Source organism: Novacetimonas hansenii JCM 7643, from assembly GCF_000964405.1.
Lineage (GTDB): Bacteria > Pseudomonadota > Alphaproteobacteria > Acetobacterales > Acetobacteraceae > Novacetimonas > Novacetimonas hansenii.
This window is the reverse complement of the sequence record NZ_BANE01000010.1, coordinates 1-21,084: the sequence shown is the minus strand read 5'-3', so window position 1 is coordinate 21,084 and position 21,084 is coordinate 1. Positions and strand designations below refer to the sequence as shown.

Sequence of the window (21,084 nt, the reverse complement as noted above, 5' to 3'; positions counted from 1 at the left end):
CCATCATCACGCTTTCGGTGATTTCCACCGTCAGGCGGTCAGGCGTCAGGTTGAAATGGTCCAGCAGGTTGGAAATATATTCCGGCAGGGCGCGATTGCGGAAATGCACCGCCGACAGGTTCACCGCAACGGTGGGCACATGGATGCCATCCTTGTCCCACTGCACCATCTGGCGACAGGATTCCTGCAACGACCACCGGCCGATGGCCTCGATCTGTCCCGTTTCTTCCGCCACCGCGATAAAGCGCGAGGGGAAGATGTTGCCAAGGTGGGGATGATGCCACCGCGACAGGGCCTCCACCCCGCACAGTTCCAGCGTGTGGGTGCGCACCTGCGGCTGATAATGCAGGTTCAGCGCCCCGCGCGCCAGAGAGTCCCGCAGAGCGGAACCAAGCACCAGCCGGTCCTGCGCCACCTGATTCTTTTCAGAATTGGCAAAGCGGTAGGTCCCGCGCCCGTCGAGCTTGGATTGCCGCATCGCCACGTCGGCATTGCTGAGCAGTGATTCGCTGTCAGGACCGTTATCGGGGAAGGTGCTGATGCCGACACTGCACGAGATGGTCAGCGTGTTCTGCCCGATCTGCATCGGCTTTGCGATTGTGGAGATCAGCATTTCCGCGAACTTGATCGCATCGTCATTGCGGCAGTTGGGCACCGCCACCACGAATTCATCCCCGCCGGAGCGGCTGACGATATAATCGTCCTTTGCGATGGAGCGGATGCGATGCGCGATCTCGACCAGGAACTGATCGGCATAGACATGGCCCAGCGCATCGTTGATGTCGCGGAAGCGGTCGATGTCGAGCATGAAAATCGCGAAATGGTGGTTGCCTTCCTGCTTGGCGATCATGCCTTCGAGCACCTTGTGCACGGAGGAACGGTTGAGCAGGCCGGTCAGGGAGTCGAAGTTCGACAGGTGGGAGATGTGCTGCTTGGTCGCATTCTGTTCAAAGGCGAGGGCACAGAACGGGATGCACGAATCCACGATGCGCTGCGGCCATGAATTGCGGCGTGCGTCGTCGCGTGAATACAGCGCGAAAATGCCAGAGACCTCGCCCGTCTGGGTCTTGACCGGGGTGGAAAAGCACTGTTGCAGCCCAAGCGAAATCCCCAGCGAACGATAGCTGTCCCACACCAGACGGTTGGCCTGTGACGGGTCCACACGCAGCTTTTCCATGGCGGATGGGGAAAGCTGTACCGTTTCAAGGGCGGCGCGGTACCGTTTGGGCAGGGTGGGGGACGACAGTACGCGCAACTGCCCGTCGGGCATGATCAGCATCAGGACCGCCACAGCCCCCGGCACGAACCCTTCGACACGGCGGCACAGCAGGTCGGCCACGTCCTGGATCAGCATGTCGCTGGCCAGTGCCTGAAGCACGTCGTTCTGCAGGATCAGGATCTTGCGCTGCTGGCTTTCGTTGGTGACGTTTTTCATCACCCCCATGTAGTAAATGCGGTCTTCGCCGGTCAGGACCTTGGAAAGCGACAGTTCCCCGCAGATATATTCCCCATCCGTCCGGGCGAACTCCACCTCGCGCGAGGTGCCGACGATCTTGCTGATGCCTGTGCGGCGGTTGGTGTCGATGAAGCTGTCATGGTCCGCGCGATGTTGCAGCGGGACAAGCGCACTGACATTCTTGCCGATCACGTTCTGCCGCGGAATCCCCCACAGGTTCTCGGCGGCCTTGTTGAAAAAGATGACGTTGTTTTTGTCATCAATAATTACTGTCGCATCAATGGCCTGCTCAAGTGCCGATAAAAGGACTTCAGCGCTTAGATGGGACTTGCTCATCATCAACCTCAGGGGGAGAAAGGAAAAAGGATCATAGGGCCTGCAGGTCCGAAAGTCATGCCTGATGGCCACGAAGGGGGGGGGCGTGGTGTCGGGCGGGCTGTTATCGGTAATGCAGGGTGCCTGTCTGTTTCATCTTTGAAATAAATAAGAGGAACGACCGAGTAATTTTTCTGAAATAAAGATGCATTTACAGTCTATGTTTATGAAATAAGATAATAAAATTTCAACCGTTTCTATCAATTCGTACCATGATTTGCATAGGGATGTTTCCTGTAAAAAGGCAAATAAATCTTATGCCACCCAACGATATTGGGTACAGGGCCGTGTCTTCTATGCGTCATGTCAGGGCCGATTGCGGTCCGAGCGTATCCAGCAAAGCCTAACGAAAGGTTAGAGGCCACCTGAAAAGGTAGCCTGTGAAATTTTGTATTAAATGCTGTGTGACATTGTCGGGGCGTTTCTGGTGCGGCGTCTGCTCCCGCAACCGTTGCAAGGCATTGGCATCCGGGGAATGGCGGCCCCCGTGGGGGGTATTGCCACAAATGGCTTATTTCTGTCCGGGTGTCTGTTTTGTGTCCGGTGGGCATACGCGGCGTGTTTCGGCGCAGGCGCTGCATCCCCCACATCCCCCGCCGGTCCGTGGGATTGCGCGTTGCATCGCCAGATCACGCAGGTGCCGGGGCGCGCCCAGATGGCGCAGCGCGGTCGCGGTCATGCGCCATCCCGCCAGACGCACGCGTGGAAACAGGCGGCCCGTCCAGTACAGCGCGCATGCCATGACGACACCGGTGACAAGGAGTGATTGGATCACGTCCCGCCCTCAGAACAGCAGCGCAAGGCGGTAGGTCAGCAGTGCCGTCACATAGGCAAGGGTAAACAGATACCCCGCCGTGATGGCGACGACACGCCACGACGCAGTTTCACGCCGGATGACCGCAAGGGTCGCGACGCATTGCGGGGCATAGACATACCATGCCAGCAGCGACAGCGCGGTCGCGACACTCCAGTGCGCGGGCAGCAGGTGCCCCAGCATCGCGGCCTGGTCCGTATCGGCCCCTGCATCACCGATGGCATAGACGGTCGCAAGGGCCCCGACCGCGACCTCCCGTGCCGCAAGGCCGGGGATCAGGGCAACGCAGATCTGCCAGTTGAAACCAAGCGGCGCAAAGATGGGCAGCATGAGATGCCCGATCCGTCCAGCAAGGCTCCAGTCGATGGCGGGGCCGGTGGCGCCCGCCGGCGGTGCGGGAAAGCTGGAAAGCGCCCATAGCAGCACCGTCAGCGAGACGATGGTCGTGCCCACGCGTCGCAGGAAGATCCGCGCCCGTTCGGTCAGCCCCAGCAGCAGGTCACGCGGGTTGGGCAGGCGATAGGCCGGAAGTTCCATCAGCAACGCCGCCTCCTGCCCGCGGCCGCCGCGCCGCGCGATGCGCGCGACAAGCAGGGCGGAGAGGATGCCCGCCGCATATAGCCCGAACAGAACCAGCCCCTGCATGTTGAGGACGCCCCACACTGCGCGCTGGGGCACGAATGCCCCGATCAGCAGCGTATAGACCGGCAGCCGTGCCGAACATGTCATCAGCGGTGCGATCAGGATGGTGACCAACCGGTCGCGCGGGTTCTGGATGGTGCGTGTCGCCATGATGCCCGGCACTGCGCAGGCGAAGCTTGACAGCAAGGGAATGAAGGACCGCCCGCTCAGCCCCGCCAGCGACATGACCGGGTCCAGCAGGAAGGCCGCGCGCGGCAGGTATCCCGATTCCTCCAGCACCAGTATCCACAGGAACAGGATCAGGATCTGCGGCAGGAAGGTGACGACGCTGCCTGCGCCGGCAATGATGCCATTGACCAGCAGGCTGCGCAGTGCGCCATCGGGCATCAGGTGGCCCACCTGTTCGCCGATCCAGCCCATGCCGGCGTCGATCCCGTCCATCAGCGGTTGCGCCCAGGCAAAGACCGCCTGAAACATCACGAACAGCAGCACCGTCAGGATGACCGGTCCCCACACCGGGTGCAGCACCCAGCGGTCCAGACGGTCCTCAATCGCGCCGGACACCGGATGGGTGCGGGTGACACACTCCCCAAGGATACGCCGTACGATGGCATGCAGGTCCGTATCCGGGGGCAGGGGTGTCGGCGCGGGCGGCGGCGGCGCGTCAAGCTGCGCCAGCAGGTCGCGCGCGCCATTGCGCCGGATGCCCACGGTTGCGACCACCGGTGCGCCAAGTTCGGCCGCAAGGCGGGGCAGGTCGATGTCCATTCCCTTGCGCCGCGCGGCGTCGATCATGTTGAGCGCCAGCACCATGGGCCGGCCAAGCTGGCGCATTTCCAGGACGAAACGCAGGTGCAGCCGCAGGTTTGTCGCATCCGCCACACAGACCAGCAGGTCGGGTGCGGCCTCCCCGCGGTAGGTTCCGGCACAGATGTCGCGCGTTACCGCCTCGTCCGGGCTGGTGGCGACAAGGCTGTAGGCACCGGGCAGGTCCAGCACCTGTATGGCGTGCCCCTGTGGTGTGGTGAAGCGGCCTTCCTTGCGTTCCACCGTGGCGCCGGCATAATTGGCAACCTTCTGCCGACTGCCGGTCAGCAGGTTGAACAGGGCCGTCTTGCCACAGTTCGGGTTGCCCACCAGTGCGATGCGCAGGGTGCGGGTCGGGGGGATCATGTTCATGGATGTGGCCGGGCCTGCGGGTAGGGGCGGGACAGGTCGGTCCGCACGATGACGCGCGCGGCTTCCTCGCGGCGCAGGGCGAAGCGGGTAAAGCCGATGCGTACCGCGATCGGGTCGCCGCCCATGGGGGCTGTGGCCACGATGCGCACCGCCTCGTCCGGGACGAAGCCGAGTTCGCGCAGCCGCCTGGCCACCGGGTCAGGATGGCGGGCGTCTTCCACCCGTTCGATGATGGCCTCCACCCCGCGTGGAAGTTCACTCAGTCGCATCTGTATCTCGCACACACGCCCATACGGCATGGCGCGCCCAAAATGAAACAGGTCAGGGCATGTGGCCCGGAACCTGACAGGTTGAAGGGGCTGTTTCAGAAAACCCTGCCCGGACGGACGCCCTGCCCGGAAACGGTTTCCTGAATGACGCCCTGAATGACGCCCAGAATGGCCCCGTGGATATGCCGGGGGCTGTGGCCCCATCCGGTATCCCTGCGGGCCAGGTCCCCGCCATGCGGGGCGCTGGCGCAGCGTTATGCGCCGGGTGCGGGGTTTTTGAAACAGCCTCTAAGAATTAATCCTAATTTCCGGCATGATCCTTGTCCATCGCGTCCCGCAACGTGGCGCATCAGGGCATATTGGGGATTTTTTACTTCCACGACAGGATGAAAAAATAACTTATTGATAATAAATGATAAAATTATAAAAACTACTTTTCTCTGGCACTGCAACCCCTTATGGGGATGTGGGAAATCCATACAGGAATATTTTATATTTCAGTTGGTTATGATGTTTCCCCGTGTGTGGGGATATTCAATGGTCGTCGGGCATGCTGATACGGTTTCGCACCTTAGCCATGTCGTGCCAGCACATGAAAGAACGTGCCGCTGACATTGCCCCGCATCCCCCCCGCCATGCCGCGATCTTCCCCATTTCCATCGCGCAGGTCGGCAAGTGGCAGGTCGGTGCCGGGGTTGCTGATGGTGGCGTAGTGGAATTCATGCCCGCGCAGATGCGTCCCCACGGTTCCCAGCGCACAGCCATGGCGCAGCCGTGCCGCGCGATAGCCAAGGTTCATGCGCCGACGTGCGAACGAGGTTTCGTGGTCCAGCAATCCCACCATGGCGTGGGTATGTCCGTCACGGTCGGTCAGGCTGGCGCCCAGTGTCATGAATCCACCGCATTCCCCATGCACCGGCCGTGTCTGGGCGAAATGGCGCAATCTGGCGTGAAATCGCGTGGCGGCGGACAGGCGGGCGGCATGCAGTTCGGGATACCCACCCGGTAGCCAGCAGGCGTCGCATGTATCGTCCGGGCCTTCGTCCGCAAGGGGGGAGAAGAACGAAATCTCCGCTCCCATATCACGCCATCCCATCAGCATATGGGCATAGACGAAGGAAAATGCAGCATCATTGGCCACCGCGATCCGCTGCCCCGGTGGTGGCAGGGCGATGGCGCGGCTGGCCGGTGGTGTGTACCGTCCCCCGTCCGCCAGCGCCAGCAGGGCGTCAAGGTCGAGGTCGCGTTCCGCCTGTGCCGCCAGTTGCGCCAGCAGCCCCGCCAGCCCGTCATGTTCGCGCGCCTGCACCAGCCCGAGGTGACGTTCGGGCATGCACAGGTCGGGATTGCGCATGAACGCGCCCAGTACCGGCAGGCCGATGGCCGTGATTGCACGGGTCGCCATGGTGCGGTGCCGTTCGGAACCGACACGGTTGAGGATCACCCCCGCGACGCGCACCGTGGGGTCCAGCCGGGCAAAGCCCAGTGCGGTCGCCGCGGCTGATTGTCCCTGTCCCGACACGTCAAGGACAAGGATAACCGGCAGGTCGAACCGTGCCGCGATGTCCGATGGCGCGCCACGTGCGCCATCGGGTGTGTCCAGCCCGTCGAACAGGCCCATCGACGCTTCCACCACCACCATCCCGGCCGCCTGTCGCGCCTGCGTCATGATCGTGTCCAACAGGGCCGGCGCCATGGTCCAGCTATCGAGGTTGAGGCCGGGGCGGCCTGTCGCGGCCTCGTGGAACGCCGGGTCGATATAATCCGGGCCGGTCTTGGCGCCGCCGACCTCCACCCCGCGTGCGCGCAGGGCCGCCATGATCGCCAGTGTCAGTGTCGTCTTTCCCCCGCCCGAACGGGGGGCTGCGATCATCAGCCCGCGTGCCATCATATGTCCCTACCTGCTACATGCTGTTCCATCATGTTTTCTTCCCCGCCGCCAATGGCGGGGATGCCTGCCCACACTGGAATGCCGCGATGACACATACCCGCAACACCCCCGATCAGGCCAGCCTGCGCCGGGGCTGGACCACCGGAAGCTGTGCCACGGCGGCGGCAAGGGCCGCGTGGGTTGCGATGCGGTATGGTGATTTTCCCGATCCCGTCACCATTACATTGCCCGCCGGGCAGGAGGTGGCCTTCAGCCTTGCCGCGCATGGCCATGACGGGGCGGGGGGCGCATGGGCGTGCGTTATCAAGGATGCAGGCGATGATCCTGACGTCACGCATGGTGCGCTGATCCGTGTCGACCTGCACCCCGGCATGGCGGGGGCGGGGATTACCTTTCATGCCGGGCGCGGTGTGGGGACCGTGACATTGCCGGGCCTGCCGGTTGCGGTCGGGGAACCTGCGATCAACCCCGTTCCGCGTCGCATGATCCGCGCCGCCCTGGCGACGGGGGACGATCATGACCCCGATGTGCGGGTCACGGTGTCCGTGGCGGACGGCGAAACCCTGGCGCGACGGACGCTTAATGCGCGGCTTGGGATTATCGGTGGCCTGTCGATTCTGGGGACGACCGGCATCGTCGTGCCATTTTCATGCGCGGCGTGGATCGACAGCATCCATCGTGGCGTGGACGTGGCGCGCGCCATGGGGCTTGCGCATGTGGTGGGGTCAACCGGCGATGTGTCCGAACGTGCCGCGCGTGCGCTTTATGCCCTGCCGGAGGAGGCGATGGTCGAAATGGGCGATTTTGCGGGCGGCCTGCTGAAATATCTGCGTCGCCATCCCGTGCGTCGCGTCACCGTGGCCGGGGGCGTTGCAAAGATCAGCAAGTTGGCACAGGGGTTTTTGGACCTGCATTCGCGGCGTGGGCAGGCGGATATGGCCGAACTGGCCCGCGATGCCGCGCGTGCGGGCGCGGGGGCGGACCTTGTCGCACAAATTGCGTCCACCCATACGGTCGCGGCGGCCTTTGCGCTTGCTACGGCGGCAGGGATCGACCTTGGCGCTGTCATCACATGCCGGGCGTGGGGTGTTGGGCGTACCGTGCTGGCGGGCAGTGGATGTGCGCTGGATATCCTGATGTTTGACCGCGCCGGCGCGCTGGTGGCGCGCCATGGCCCACATGATGTGGATTAGGGGGCGGCGCATCCGGCCGGGGCGTTCGGATGCCCCCGGCCGAGGATTTTTTGGAAAACTGTTTCCCGGATAAAGATGTTTTATATTTCTTACGTGCGGAAGCGGCGATGGTAGTCGGGGTTATAAAGCGCGCTTTCACGGAAATCATGCTGCCCCAGTGCGCGTCCCACCAGTACAAGGGCCGTGCGTTCGATGGGATGTTCCGCAAGTTGCGTGGTAATATTGCCCAATGTCCCGCGCAGTACCACCTGATCGGGCCATGTGGCGCGCGCGACGATCGCCACGGGACAGTCCGCACCATAAAGCGGCGTCAGGTCCGCCACAATCCGGTCCAGCGCATGGATCGCAAGGTGGATCGCAAGTGTCGCGCCCGTTGCGCCAAAGGCCTTCAGCGTTTCGGTGTCCGGCATGGCGGATGCGCGTCCGCTGACACGGGTCAGCACGACGCTCTGCGCGACTTCGGGCATCGTCAGTTCACGGCCCAGCACCGATGCCGCGGCGGCAAAGGCGGGTACGCCCGGCGTCATGGTCCATGGGATGGCATGCCGCTCCAGCCTGCGGATCTGTTCCGCCACGGCGCTATAGACCGACAGGTCCCCCGAATGCAGGCGTGCGACATCGTGTCCCGCCGCATGTGCGGTGACATATTCCGCCTCGATCATGTCAAGTGTCATGGGCGCGGTATCCACCAGTCGCGCATCGGGCGGGCAGTGCGACAGCATGTCGCGCGGGACGATGGACCCGGCATAAAGGCAGACCGGGCACCGCGCCAGCAGGTCGCGTCCGCGCAGGGTCAGCAGGTCGGCGGCCCCGGGGCCTGCGCCGATGAAATGTACGGTCATGTGTACTCCGTTCGTGCAATGGCGCATGTGATGCGCCGGTAGGCAATGCGCGGCAGGACCAGGCGTGCGCCGTCGCCCGCCATGGCGATGGCGCAGCCCTCCGCCACTGACGCGACGCCACATGCCGCCAGCGCCCGCGCCGACCGGGTGACGCAACGTGGCTGTGCCGCCAGCAGGTCGCGATATGGCACGACATGTAACGGCAGGCCCGCTTGTTGTGCCGCTGCATGCAGGGCCGTGCAATCCGCACGGAAATCGGGGATGGCGATCAGGCCGGGCCGACACCGCGCGCGGGTGGCCGCATCGTGCAGAAGGGCAAGGAGATCGTGCATGTCGCATCCGCTGCCGCACCCGATGCCCGCCACATACAGGCCCGTTATGTTCACGTTCCCCCCTTTCGTGTCCGTCGGTGCCGTAGCACTCATGCAAAAGCACTCATGCAAAGGGGCGGGTGGCTGCGTACTGGGTCACTGTCATCGCCGGGCGGAACGCCGATTGCGTACCGACCGGTTCCACACGCTCTATGCGCATGCGCAGCAGGTTGCCGCCCCATTGTGCATGTTTGGCAAGCAGCACGGCCTCACCTTGCAGCGTGACGGCATTGGCCACCAGCCGTCCGCCGGGGCGCAGGGCGTTCCATGCGCCTTCCACCAGTCCCGGATTGCTGACCCCGCCGCCCACGAACACCGCATCGGGGCGTGGCGTGTTCGCGTCATGCAATGCGCCAAGGGTTTCCAATGCACCGCCTTCCACGATGCGCAGGGCGGGCGTGCCCAGCGCCAGCGCATTGGCCGCGATGCGTGCGGCGCGGTCATGGTTGCGTTCGATGGTGATGGCGCGGTTGGCGGGATGGCGCAGCATCCATTCGATGGCCACCGACCCCGCACCCCCGCCGATATCCCACAGCATCTCGCCCTGGCGCGGGGCAAGGGCGGACAGGGTGGCGGCGCGGATCTCGCGCTTGGTGATCTGCCCGTCATGGGCGAACATGTCATCGGGTAATCCCGCCGACAGCGGTAAAACCATCGCGTCCGGTTCTGCCACGACCTCTATGCCCATCAGGTTCAGCGGGTTGATGGCATCCCCCATGCCCGCCGCCAGCATGTCCGCACGCATATGCCGATGGTGTTCGTAAGGGCCGCCCAGCGCCTCAAGCACATGAATGACGGAGGGGCCAAAGCCGCGCGACGTCATCCATTTGGCCAGCGTCATGGGCGAACGTGCGTCCGCCGACAGTACGATCAGGTGCGCGCCGGGCTGCAATGCGGGGGCCACCACTTCCATCGGGCGGCCACAGATCGACAGCACCGCCGTGTCCTGCCGCGCCCATCCCATCCGCGCACAGGCCAGTGCGATCGACGAGGGGGCGGGGATGCAGGTCATTTCCGCCACCGGCATGTGACGGCACAATGTGACGCCGATGCCAAAGCTGAACGGGTCGCCCGACGCCAGAACCACCACGCGCCGGCCGCGCCAGCGCAACATGCGTTCGATCCCTTCGGACATGCTGGCGGGCCACATCAGGCGTTCGCCACGCATCAGCCCTTCCACCAGCAGCAGGTGCCGACGTCCCCCCGCCACCAGCTCGGCCGAGGCAATCAGCGCCTGCGCCACTTCCGACAGACCCTCGACACCGTCTTCGCCAATGCCGATAACATGCAGCCAGGCTGGATGGGTCATTTCAGTCTCCTCGGGGGTGGGCAATGATGCGGGTACTGGTTCTGGGTGGCACGACGGAGGCGCGGTTGCTGTGCCACGCGCTGGAGGCGCGGGCATCCGGTTTTACGGCCATCCTTTCCCTTGCCGGGGTGACACGCGCACCTGTCCTGCCCCGGCTGGAGGTGCGTATCGGTGGCTTTGGCGGGGCGCAGGGGATGGCGCAATGGCTGTCGCACAACCGGATCGCGGCCGTCGTGGATGCAACGCATCCCTTTGCCGCGCGCATCAGCGCCAACGCGGTCGCGGCCTGCGCACAGGCGGGCGTGGCCCTTGTGCGGGTGGAACGCCCCGCATGGGCGCCCGGGCCGGACGATCGCTGGGACATGGTGCCTGACATGGCGGCGGCCGCGCGCGCCATCGGGCCTGCGCCACGGCGTGTCCTGCTGACGATCGGGCGCAAGGACCTGCTGGCGTTCCGTGACCTTGCCCCCTGTGGGCATGTGTGGCTGGTGCGCAGTGTCGATGCCCCGGACCCGGCGCTGTTGCCCGTGGGCGCGCGCACCGTGCTGGCGCGTGGCCCGTTCGATGTGACGGCGGAGGAGGCCTTGCTGCGGCACGAGGGGATCGACCTGATCGTGACGAAGAATTCCGGTGGTGCGGCCACCGTGGCCAAGCTTGCCGCCGCGCGTGCGCTGGGGGTTGCGGTCATCATGGTGGAACGGCCCGTCCTGCCCCACGCGACGGTGGTGGGGGATGCGGACCATGCCATGGCATGGCTGCATTCGCGGGCCATCATTCAAGAGGGGTCAACCCTGCGGGAGGTATAGAGCCATGGTTGGCCGTGCGGACGGTCAATCAGGTGGGTGCGTTCGCAGCCGATCAGGACCAGTGTGCTCATGTCCACCTGTTCGGGGTCAGCATGGGCCAGGTCGTGCAGGATCACGCGTTCATCGGGGCGGCCGATGGCCCGGGCGAAGGCAACCGGGACCGTTCCGGGAAGCACGGCGCGCAGGACGTCGAATGCCTCGGCCAGTTGGCCGGGGCGCGCCTTGGAACGCGGGTTGTAAAGGGCGATGACGAATCCCGCCCCTGCGGCGGCACGCAGGCGGTCATGCACCACGGCGCGTGGCTTGAGGTTATCCGACAGCGACATGACACAGAAATCCCCGCCCAGCGGCGCACCAAGGCGGGCTGCGGCGGCCAGAACGGCGGAAACGCCGGGGATGACGCGCACGTCGATGTCGCGCCAGGCGACGGGACCATGGTCGATGGCCTCGAACACGGCGCTTGCCATGGCGAACACGCCCGCATCCCCGCCGGAGACAACAGCCACCCGCCGTCCTGCCTGCGCCAGTTCCAGCGCATGGCGCGCGCGCTCAAGCTCGACACGGTTGTCGGTGGCATGGCGTACCACGTCCGGCCCCGCCACCGCGCGTGCGACATACGGGCCATAACCGATCAGGTCGGTCGCCTGCGCCAGGGCGGCGGTGGCCTGTGGCGTTATCTGGTCCGCCGAGCCGGGACCAAGCCCGACGATATACAGGCAGGGCAGGGGAGATGGGGTTGGGGGTGTATCTGTCATCTTACGCCTGTGCGTCCGGGCACGAGGATGATCGAAAAATAGGGTGCGCGTTCCCCCGCATCCGCCAGTTTCATGCAACGCTGCTGCGTCTGGGTCGCGCGTTCGACATACATCGCACGGCCATCATCGCGCCCCGCGCGGCGCAGGGCGTTGCGCACCTTGGCCATGTTGCGGCCCAGCTTCATGATGACGGCGGCGTTCGCGCGTTCCAGCCACGCGCACAGGCTGTCTTCATCCAGCGTCGCGGGAATGACGCACAGTACGTCATCGCCATGGACCATCGGCATCTGGGCCTGTGACCAGCACCCGGCCATGCCGGTGATCCCGGGCACGACCTCGCACCGAAAGCGCTGGTGCAGCCGGTCGAATACATACATCGCCGAGCCGAACAGGAACGGGTCCCCCTCGCACAGAAGCGCCACGTCACGCCCTGCGTCGAGGTGGGCTGCGATGTCTTCGGCGCATCTGTCGTAAAATTCGGCCATTCGTGCGGGATAGCGCGGATCGCTGACGGGGATTTCCACGGTGAAGGGATAGGCGAAGCGCAGCGCGATGACATCCGTCGACAGCAGGTCGCCCGCGATTTCGCGCGCATGCCCTGTCCGGTCGTGGCGGGCGAACCAGGCGGCGACCGGGCTTTCACGCAGGATCCGCGCGGCCTTGAGCGTCAGCAGTTCCGGGTCCCCCGGTCCCATGCCGACAATGGACAGGCAGCCGCGTGGGGGGGATGTGTTCATTCCGCCTCGCATGCCAGGGCGTTGACGCTTGCCGCCGCCATTGCACTGCCACCCAGTCGCCCGCGTACGATGATGAAGGGCAGGTCCCCGAATTCAGCCAGCGCCTCTTTCGATTCGGCGGCGCCGACGAAACCGACCGGCATGCCGATGACCGCTGCCGGACGTGGTGCGCCCGCTGCGATCAGTTCCAGCAGGTGGAACAGCGCGGTCGGCGCGTTGCCGATGGCCACCACAGCGCCTGCCATGTCCTCCCCCCACAGGTCGAGTGCCGCGGCGGAGCGCGTATTGCCGATGCGACGCGCGATTTCGGGCGTGCGCGGGTCACGCAGCGTGCAGATGACGGCGTTGTCCGCGGGCAGGCGGGTGCGTGTCACGCCACGGGCCACCATTTCCGCATCGCACAGGATGGGTCGCCCCGCCCGCAGCGCAGCTTGTGCGGCTGTGGTGAAATCGGGTGACATGCGGATTTCGTGCGCGACGTCCACCATGCCGCAGGCATGGATGATACGCACCGCCACGCGGGCCTCGTCCGGTGTGAAACCGCCCAGATCGGCTTCAGCGCGGATGGTGGCAAAGGAACGGGCATAGATCGCCGCCCCGTCATGGATATAGTCGTAAGACCGCGTGGTGCCGGTCATGCCGGTGTCTTCTCCCCGTTCTGATGTTGTGGTGTATCGGCCGAGGCGTGCCCTTCATGCAAGAGGGCGCGTACCCCCACCATGTCCAGGCCCCGCAATGTTGGCGTCTCGGCTGCGCGCGCGTTGCGGCACAGGTCATACCCCGTTGCAGCGGCAACAAGCGTGAGGTCGCAACGCCCGGGATTGGCGCATCCCTTGGGGCATCCCGACACATGCAACCGCACGCCCACAGGCACGTCCGGGGCCAGCGCCAGCGCGTCCGCGCCGACGTCAGCCCCCGTACAGGCGCAACCCTGCCGCCCTATGCACGCGACAACACGCAGGCGTGGATCATGCGGGTCCGTCACGAATCCCGTCACATCCGGTGCGCGCACCTGCCCGGGCAGTATGATGGTGCGCCCCGGCGTCATCCGCAGCAGGCCCGCGCCATGGCTGGCGCACCAGCGCGCCAGCCGCGACAGGTCCGCCGCCGCCATCCGGCCCAGTGGCGGGACCACGGCGTAACATCGCCCCGGCAAGGTGCCGACCAGTGTGGGACAGGCAGGTGCGGGGCCATCATCGTCACGTGAACGCGCGACAATGCCAAGATGTGCGAACATGGCCATGCCGATGCCACGGTGATGCAGGGGGCGCGAATTTCCCCCGACCTGCATGAAGGCTTCGGCAAGGCGAAGCATCAGGGCGGGGACCGCATCGGGCGCGCAGTCCGACCGTGCATCGCCGCAGGCCACCTGCCATTTCCCGTCATGGGCGCGCGCGGTGATGTCGGCGCGGATCGTGCCTGTGGGCACATATCCGCCACCATCAACCCCCATGACGAATTTCGCAGGCAGCGCGGACAGGTGGTCCGCCGTGGCCAGATGCGCATCAAGCGCGCGGGCGATCGGCAGCGTATGGGAATCGCAGGCCGGGTCCAGTCCCGCCAGCGGTGACAGCAATATCGCGCGACGGCGTTCCGATGCGTCCTCTCCCCCCAGGCCGCAGGCGTGCAGGGCCTGTGCGAAATGTGGCGCCGTTTCGGGCGACAGGCCGCGCAGTTGCAGGTTGCCACGACTGGTCAGCTCGATGCGCCCGTTGCCAAAATGTGTCGCTGCGCGGGCGATCATATCGGCCTGTGTCGCCGTCAGTTGCCCCAGCGGGGGACGGACACGCACCAGCCAGCCGTCGGCGGCCTCCATCGGGGTATGAAGTCCGGGGCACCAGCCGCGCACGGTGGGGGGGGGAGTCATGCGTCGGGGTCCAGCAGCATCGCCGCACTATTGGCGCGCGGCCGCCACAGTCCCTGCCGCTGTGCCTGCGCCAGGCGGTGATGGATGGCGGCACGGGCGTCGGGGTTTGCCGTTGCAAGGAAGCGGTCCATGTCCGCATCATTGACAATGGCGGCGAAGGCAAGGTCGAACTGCCGGTCGAAGCGGGCGGGTACTGTCGCGGCGAATGCGTGCAGTGCTGCGACCCCGCGCGCGATTTCCGCCGCCCCGCGATAACCATGGCGGCGCATCCCCGCAAGCCATGCCGGATTGGTCAGGCGCCCGCGCACGATGCGCGCCACCTCCTGCGCCGTGGCGCGCAGGCGTGGCGTTTCGGGGTGCGACGTGTCGCCATGCAGCACGCGCGGTGTCCGGCCAAGGGCGGCGGCGGCGGCGGCCATCCCGCCCGCATGCGCCGCGATATCCGCGCTTTCGAGGATGTCGGTCTCCGCATGGTCCTGCACATGCAGCATGACGTCCGCCGCCGCGATGCGCCGTTGCAGGGCCGCGTCATCGCGCATGCCCTCACGCCGCCCGCCATAGGTCCATGCCGAACCCGCCAGCCATGCATGGCCAAGGTCATCGCGCCCGTTCCATCCGTCACGTGCCAGCATGTCCTCGATCCCGGTGCCATAGCATCCGGGGGCGGCGCCAAAGATACGTGCCGTCGCCCGCAGCCGTGCCGCACCCGACAGGCCGCGCACGCCGTGGGCCAGCGGGTTGAGGTCCGGGGCCTCCTCGCGGTCCGCGATGGCCTGCACCGCCTGTTCGAACAGGGCGATCTGCCCTGCGAACGCATCGCGGAACAGCCCCGAAATCCGCAGTGTCACGTCCACGCGCGGCCGGTCCAGCACCGCCATGGGAATGACCTCGATCCCGCGCACACGGCCCGATCCGCTGTCCCAGACCGGGCGCACGCCCATCAGCAGCAGGGCCAGGGCCAGGTCTTCGCCCCCCGTGCGCAGGCTTGATGAGCCCCACAGGTCGATGACGATGCACGACAGGTGCTCGCCTTCATCCTGAAGGTGCCCCTCCAGCAGCAGGTCGGCGCTGCGTTGCGCCAGTACCACAGCAGACCGGGTGGGGATGGCGCGCGGGTCCATTGAAAACAGGTTGCGCCCGGTGGGCAGCACGTCGGCGCGTCCCCGCGTGGGCGCGCCCGACGGGCCGGGGGGCAGCATGTGTCCGTCCAGCGCGCGCAGCAGGCCCCCGGCCTCTGCCGCGCCGCACCCATGCAGGAGCCCTTCGAGGTCGGGTGGCGTATCCGCCCCGCAGGCCCGTGCGATGGTGGCGGCGAGTGCGCGCGCATGCGGCGGTGGGCGGCCAAAGACATGCAGCCCGTCACGGATCTGCAGGTCTTTGACATCGCACAGATAGGCATCCAGCCGTGCCAGCGCCTCATCCTCATCCCCGGTTTCCTCCGCGCCCGGACGCTGGCTGCTTTCCTCCAGCAGGCCGAGGTCGCCCGCGCGTTGCAGGATCTCCCCGCGCAGGATCGCGCCACGCCTGCGGTCCAGCCCGTCGGCGGCGGCATATTCATCAATCAGCCGTTCCAGTTCGGTGGTGCGGCCATCGCCGTGGCCTGCCGCCATGACAGGGGGGGTCATGTGGCCGATGGTCACGGCCCCAAGCCGCCGCCGCGCGGTCGCGGCCTCGCCGGGGTTGTTGACGATGAAGGGATATATGACCGGCATGCCACCGGCCAGCAATGTGGGCCAGCAGTGCGCAGACGGCGCCGCAGCCTTGCCCGGCAGCCATTCCAGCGTGCCATGCGTGCCAAGGTGAACCATGGCATCGGCCCGTACCTCATGTCGCAGCCACAGGTAGAACGCGACATAGGCATGGCGCGGCGGCGTATCGGGGTCGTGATATCCCCCCTTGCGGTCCAGCCGTGACCCGCGATCGGGTTGCAGCGCCATCGTGACATGGCCCAGCGTCAGGTGACGCAGGCACAATGCCCCATCCATAACCGCCGGGTCATCGGCGGGCGCGCCCCAGCACGCATAAAGGGCATCGCGCGCGTCCTGTGGCAGGGTGGCAAGCAGGGTTTCATACCGTGCCAGCGTCATGAACGCGGTGGCCGGCGCACGTGCCAGCAGGTGCGCCAGTGCCGCGCTGTCGGGCAGGGAGGCGTGGAGGGGGGGCTGGCCCGTGTCATATCCTTCGGCGTGCAGCAGTGTCAGCAGGACCGAAAGGCTGGCGAAACTGTCCAGCCCCACGGCATGTCCCGCCTGTCCGTCGCCATTGCCGCCGTCACGTTGTGCGCCGGGATAATCCGACAGAAGGATCGCCACCCGTCGCGCGGTGGGGGACAGGTGGGACAGCCGCGCCCAGCCCCGGGCACGGGCGGCGACGATCTCCAGCCCCGGGGGGTAGGGGACATGGCGCGCGGGCAGCCCGGGGTCCGTTTCCTCCTTGAAGGAAATCGGCGCACCGGGCAGACGCCCGTCAAGTTCGGGCAGCACCACCTGCATCGCAAGGTCCGCCTGTGACAGGCCGCGCGTGCTGTCCCGCCATGCCGCCTGTGTCACGCCGGGTTGCAATGCCTGGATTACCGGCACGTTGGCGATATCAAGGGCGGATATGTCCGTCTCCTCCCCCCGGGCAGAGAAAAAGGTGACGTTGACGATGACATCGGGGGGCGCATCCGCCAGCCAGTCATGCACCATCGTCGCACATGCCGGGTCCTTGAGTGAGGTGACATAGAACAGATCCGCCCCGATCCCGTGTCGTGCCAGCGCGTCCGACAGGGCAAGGATGGGGGCGATGTCGCCTGCCAGCAGGTGACTGCGATAGAACACGACACCCGCGCGCAGCGGCAGCGCCGGGTCCGCCGTGCGCAGCAGGCCGGCGGGGGCCAGAGGCTCGACATGCAGAGGCTCGGCATGCAGGGGGTCGATGCCCGCTGTTGCGGCAGGCAGGGTGTCAGCAGGTGTGCTCCGGTATGAGGGCACTTCGGCGCGGTCGGTTGCGATGGGTTGCGCGCCCCTGTCCTGTCCCATGTCCTGCCCCCGCGCAAGGTCCGCCATCAGGCGTAAGGCGGCGGCCATGTTGCGTGGGCCGCCCGCGCGCAGCAGTGCGTCAAGATGGTCGAGCGTGGGGGCCGCGATGTTCGACAGTGCGGCCAGACGCGGGTCGGGGCGTGCGTCGCCCGCCACCAGCGCCAGGGGGATGCCGGCGTCGCGACATGCGCGCGAGACTTCTTCCCCCCCGTAACGCCAGTATTCCATCCCGCCAAGCAGGCGCACCACGACGCAGCGTGACCGCAGGAGGGTATCACTTACATACAGGTCGATCGACATGGGATGCAGCAGGCGTGACAGGCTGGCGATCCGCACGCTGGCCCCTCCTGCCGCCCCGGCATCGACCGCCGCGCGCAGGGCGAGCAGGTCGCTGTCGGAAAATGACAGGAACACGATATCGGCGGGTGCGTGACCGAGGTCTTCGGCCACCGCGTCCTCGTCGAGGCTGCGGACTTCACGCGCCAGAAGATGCATGTGCGTTGCCTCTGTGTTTCGTGCCCGGTTTCGTGTTCATGGACATCGCCGCCAAGGACACCGCCGGGCGGCGGGGGTGCGGCATCAGGAGATATTCATAAAGGCATAAAGGCCTGTGGATGCCGCCTTTTTACAAATGAAGCGACATCCGTCCGAAGCTTTTATAACCCCGCGACTGTTTTTCGATGGTCCTGTTTTCGACCGTCCTGTCAGGTCCGTTGCAGGTCCGCCTCGATCGCCGCGCGCGGCAGGCCCTTTTGACCGATGATGACAAGGTTGCCCGTGCGTGGCGCATCCTGTGACAGGGGGCGGTCGAACTGATGGCGGAACCGGCTGCCCACGCCCTGCACCGCCAGGCGCATCGGTTTGCCGCGTACGGCGGCGAATCCCTTCATGCGCAGGATGTCATATTTTTCCGCCACGTGGGCCAGATGCGTGACAAAGGCGTCCGCGCTGTCCTGTTCGGGAATGGGGGCGACGAAGCTTTCGAAATCGTCATGTTCATGCTCGCCCCCTTCCGCATCATGGTGGGAGGGGCGGGCCGCAAGGTCATCTTCGGCCGCCGCATCCATGCCCAGCAGGACAACGGGGTCCACCTGCCCGTCCACGGCATGGATGACCTTGACCGCGCGGGGGATTTCGGCGCGGATCTCACGCTCCACCATGGTGATCTGATCTGGTGTCATCAGGTCGGTCTTGTTGATGATCACCATGTCCGCCGAAAGGAGCTGGTCTTCGTAAACTTCCGCAAGCGGGTTGTCGTGGTCCAGTGACGGGTCGGCCTGGCGCTGGCGTGCGATTTCATCCGGGTCGTCGGCGAAACGCCCGGCCGCGACGGCGGGGCCATCAACCACGGTGACAACGCCATCGACGGTCATGCGCGTGCGCACCGTGGGCCAGCCGAATGCCTTGAGCAGTGGCTTGGGCAGGGCAAGGCCGGACGTCTCGATCACGATATGCTCCGGCGGGTCAGCCCGGTCGAGCAGCGCCTCCATCGTCGGCAGGAAATCATCCGCCACGGTGCAGCACAGGCAGCCATTGGTCAGTTCGACAATATCGTCATCCCGGCATCCTTCCACCCCGCAGGCACGCAGCGTTTCGCCATCAATGCCCAGCGTGCCGAATTCGTTGACGACAATCGCGATGCGCCGTCCGCGCGCCTGTGCCAGCACATGGCGCAGCAGCGTCGTCTTGCCCGCGCCAAGAAAGCCGGTGATGACGGTGACAGGTACCTTCGCACGGGCGGCGCGGGTGGCGGGACGGGGGGAGGGGGATGCGGTCATGAAGAGTGCTCCGTCAGGAGGGCGGCGGGAAAACGGCCCAGCACCATGTCCGACAGAGAGGCCGGACGGCGCGAAGGCATGACACTGCCGCTGTGCGAGGTGGCATAGGCGGCAAGGTAGATCATCAGGTCGTCGGCCTTTTCAGGACCAAGATGGCCAAGCAGCCATCCCCATTTCCCCGGCATGGCGACGACGGCGGTGCAGCCACGATCGCACGCGGCAAGGCATTTGACCTCATGCACCACGACATTGGTGTCGTGCGTGCGCGTCAGCATCTGTTCATACAGGGCGCGCCCGGGTGGTGCGGCGCCAACCGGCAGCCCGCGCAGGCACGTAACGCAGACATGGAGATGGATGGCGCGAAGGTCGGGGCGGGTGGTGGTATGGGGGGCGTCGGAAGGGGGGGCACCTGTGGTCATTGCACGTGTCGTCCTGCGCTGTCGCCGCGTCATCCCGATGGGATGGCGGCCATGGCCGGGGTGCATCGATCGTGCGGCATCGGGGCCGATGCATGGCACGGACATCAGGATACCGCCGCATTTCCAGGCACCCCGCCGGACCTGCGACATTCAGTGGTCGTGCCATGTCCCGGAACTGGTGTGGGACATGACGATGATGGCAGGTCTCCTGACTTGTGGCCGGGGCATGGACAGTGTCCCTGCCGCCGCATCCGGCGCCTTCCCGGCCAGACTGGCCAGTGACGTGCCGCACCCTTTTGTAAAGGGACGGCCTGCCGGATGTTTGAGACCACCTACAGTTGCGGGGGCAGTGACGGCATTGCGGGCGGCAACATGCCGCGCCACGCACCGTGCTTCCCTGTTTCTTCCCTTACGGGAACCATCATGCGGGCTTTTACACGCGCCCGCGATGTGGTGTCAAAACGTGATGGCCGCCCCTACCTCACGCACACGCCACCTGTTATGGAATGTCACGAGGGTGCGGGTGCATGGTCCGATATCAAGGGCCGCGAACGCTTCTGCCCCTGTGCCAAGCGTCGCCAGCACAAGGGCGCGTATGACCATGGTGTCCGCGATGACCATCATGTTTGCATGTCCGGTAGGGCAGCGTAACAGCCAGTCCGCCACGCGCACCAGCACCGCGCGCAGGCTTTCACCGTCTGGCGGTGCGAAATCCGGGTCCGCGATCCAGCGTGCGACGTCGGGCGCCGGCAGGTCATGCAGGGCGCGGCCGTGCCACGCGCCGTGGTCGCGCGCGCGCAGGGCGGCGTGCGCAATGGGCGTACGCCCCGCCCATTGCGCAACAGGGATGGCGGTATCATCGCCACAGGCAACGGGTGCCGTGGCGCACAGATGCGCCGCCTGTCCGGGGGGCAGGGGGGGCAGGTCATCACGTGTGGGGATGATGGCGCGACGCAGGCAGTCAGGCGCGGGCAGGGACAGGCAGGTCAGGTGCATGGGGCGGTGTGTCAAAGTTCCGGGGGAAATGGGGGATGTTGGAAATGGCTGGCGCAGTGTCTTTCAGGTCGTTTCATGCGAAAGTCTGTTCGAAACCAACGGATTGATGAAAATATGCGTTGTCGCCTTGGGCGGTGTGACAAGACAGGGTGCATCATCAACTGGAATAATAAATGTTTTGGGACAATTCCTTATCCAAAAGCCTTGAAGGATGTGGCCCCCATGAAAAAACGCAGTCATCATACCATGTCATTATTTTTTATCGGCGACCTATTTTTCTGGGAATCTCATAATTTTCAGAGATTTTTTGAAAACAACGCGTTGATAAAAAAGAAAAGTTTTTGGGTGCCGCCTTTTTTCAAAAA

The 21,084-nt window shown here is 65.5% G+C and carries 19 protein-coding genes and 1 riboswitch; of the genes, 3 read left to right on the top strand and 16 right to left on the bottom strand.

The window, feature by feature from the left end:
* The 5 genes from B7G66_RS00800 to B7G66_RS00780 form a co-directional block, all read right to left on the bottom strand.
* Nucleotides 1–1,792 (bottom strand): diguanylate cyclase domain-containing protein (locus tag B7G66_RS00800; RefSeq protein ID WP_048858758.1); only part of this gene is annotated, 1,792 nt, incomplete at its 3' end.
* A 550-nt stretch (nt 1,793–2,342) separates the two neighbouring features.
* Nucleotides 2,343–2,606 (bottom strand): DUF6587 family protein, encoded by a 264-nt coding sequence (locus B7G66_RS00795; RefSeq protein ID WP_003617108.1) that lies wholly within the window; start codon nt 2,604–2,606, stop codon nt 2,343–2,345.
* A gap of 9 nt (nt 2,607–2,615) precedes the next feature.
* A complete protein-coding gene (feoB, locus tag B7G66_RS00790; RefSeq protein ID WP_003617110.1) occupies nt 2,616–4,466 on the bottom strand; it encodes a ferrous iron transporter B in 1,851 nt (616 codons plus the stop codon).
* Nucleotides 4,463–4,735 carry a FeoA family protein gene (locus B7G66_RS00785; RefSeq protein WP_040511287.1) on the bottom strand — a complete coding sequence of 91 codons (273 nt, stop codon included), beginning with the start codon at nt 4,733–4,735 and terminating at the stop codon, nt 4,463–4,465. Before B7G66_RS00785 ends, feoB begins: the two co-directional genes overlap by 4 nt.
* Before the next feature lie 571 nt (nt 4,736–5,306).
* On the bottom strand, nt 5,307–6,626 hold the full coding sequence (locus B7G66_RS00780; protein ID WP_003617114.1) for a cobyrinate a,c-diamide synthase: 1,320 nt from the start codon (nt 6,624–6,626) through the stop codon (nt 5,307–5,309).
* 86 nt (nt 6,627–6,712) lie between these two features.
* On the opposite strand from B7G66_RS00780, the gene B7G66_RS00775 reads away from it, so the two are divergent.
* Nucleotides 6,713–7,819, top strand: a complete 1,107-nt coding sequence (locus tag B7G66_RS00775) for a cobalt-precorrin-5B (C(1))-methyltransferase (protein WP_040511289.1) — start codon at nt 6,713–6,715, stop codon at nt 7,817–7,819.
* 89 nt (nt 7,820–7,908) lie between these two features.
* Here B7G66_RS00775 and cobM read toward each other — a convergent pair whose 3' ends face one another.
* From cobM to B7G66_RS00760, 3 genes are read right to left on the bottom strand one after another with little or no spacing between them, the layout of a single operon-like run.
* Entirely contained in the window at nt 7,909–8,661 is a 753-nt protein-coding gene (cobM, locus tag B7G66_RS00770; protein ID WP_003617118.1) for a precorrin-4 C(11)-methyltransferase, read from the bottom strand.
* A complete protein-coding gene (locus tag B7G66_RS00765; protein WP_003617121.1) occupies nt 8,658–9,086 on the bottom strand; it encodes a cobalamin biosynthesis protein in 429 nt (142 codons plus the stop codon). The genes cobM and B7G66_RS00765 overlap by 4 nt, the downstream gene beginning before the upstream one ends.
* Before the next feature lie 10 nt (nt 9,087–9,096).
* Complete coding sequence (locus B7G66_RS00760) at nt 9,097–10,341, bottom strand: bifunctional cobalt-precorrin-7 (C(5))-methyltransferase/cobalt-precorrin-6B (C(15))-methyltransferase (protein ID WP_003617122.1); 1,245 nt, start codon at nt 10,339–10,341, stop codon at nt 9,097–9,099.
* Nucleotides 10,342–10,367: 26 nt separating this feature from the next.
* Here B7G66_RS00760 and B7G66_RS00755 point away from each other — a divergent pair, with 26 nt between their 5' ends.
* Nucleotides 10,368–11,147 carry a cobalt-precorrin-6A reductase gene (locus B7G66_RS00755; protein WP_040511292.1) on the top strand — a complete coding sequence of 260 codons (780 nt, stop codon included), beginning with the start codon at nt 10,368–10,370 and terminating at the stop codon, nt 11,145–11,147.
* On the opposite strand, the gene cobJ is transcribed toward B7G66_RS00755, so the two are convergent.
* From cobJ to B7G66_RS00715, 8 genes are all read right to left on the bottom strand, one after another.
* Nucleotides 11,117–11,902 (bottom strand): precorrin-3B C(17)-methyltransferase, encoded by a 786-nt coding sequence (cobJ, locus tag B7G66_RS00750; RefSeq protein ID WP_003617125.1) that lies wholly within the window; start codon nt 11,900–11,902, stop codon nt 11,117–11,119. The two genes, B7G66_RS00755 and cobJ, sit on opposite strands and share 31 nt — an antisense overlap.
* Entirely contained in the window at nt 11,899–12,639 is a 741-nt protein-coding gene (locus tag B7G66_RS00745; protein ID WP_003617128.1) for a precorrin-2 C(20)-methyltransferase, read from the bottom strand. Before B7G66_RS00745 ends, cobJ begins: the two co-directional genes overlap by 4 nt.
* Nucleotides 12,636–13,277: a precorrin-8X methylmutase gene (locus tag B7G66_RS00740; RefSeq protein WP_003617130.1), complete on the bottom strand. Its 642-nt coding sequence runs from the start codon at nt 13,275–13,277 to the stop codon at nt 12,636–12,638. Before B7G66_RS00740 ends, B7G66_RS00745 begins: the two co-directional genes overlap by 4 nt.
* The gene (gene cobG, locus B7G66_RS00735; RefSeq protein WP_080937619.1) at nt 13,274–14,506 is read right to left on the bottom strand and encodes a precorrin-3B synthase; all 1,233 of its coding nucleotides are present in this window, start codon (nt 14,504–14,506) and stop codon (nt 13,274–13,276) included. Before cobG ends, B7G66_RS00740 begins: the two co-directional genes overlap by 4 nt.
* Nucleotides 14,503–18,021 carry a cobaltochelatase subunit CobN gene (cobN, locus tag B7G66_RS00730; protein ID WP_003617133.1) on the bottom strand — a complete coding sequence of 1,173 codons (3,519 nt, stop codon included), beginning with the start codon at nt 18,019–18,021 and terminating at the stop codon, nt 14,503–14,505. Before cobN ends, cobG begins: the two co-directional genes overlap by 4 nt.
* Nucleotides 18,022–18,230: 209 nt before the next feature.
* Nucleotides 18,231–19,304 carry a cobalamin biosynthesis protein CobW gene (gene cobW, locus B7G66_RS00725; RefSeq protein ID WP_003617135.1) on the bottom strand — a complete coding sequence of 358 codons (1,074 nt, stop codon included), beginning with the start codon at nt 19,302–19,304 and terminating at the stop codon, nt 18,231–18,233.
* A complete protein-coding gene (locus tag B7G66_RS00720; RefSeq protein ID WP_371861371.1) occupies nt 19,301–19,828 on the bottom strand; it encodes a DUF1636 domain-containing protein in 528 nt (175 codons plus the stop codon). The genes cobW and B7G66_RS00720 overlap by 4 nt, the downstream gene beginning before the upstream one ends.
* 76 nt (nt 19,829–19,904) lie before the next feature.
* Nucleotides 19,905–20,161, bottom strand: a riboswitch (cobalamin riboswitch).
* Between the two features lie 18 nt (nt 20,162–20,179).
* Entirely contained in the window at nt 20,180–20,719 is a 540-nt protein-coding gene (locus B7G66_RS00715) for a histidine phosphatase family protein (protein WP_003617140.1), read from the bottom strand.
* A 75-nt stretch (nt 20,720–20,794) separates the two neighbouring features.
* Between B7G66_RS00715 and B7G66_RS18320 the strand changes: the two genes are divergently transcribed.
* A partial coding sequence (locus B7G66_RS18320) for a hypothetical protein (protein ID WP_206778177.1) occupies nt 20,795–21,084 on the top strand: 290 nt, incomplete at its 3' end.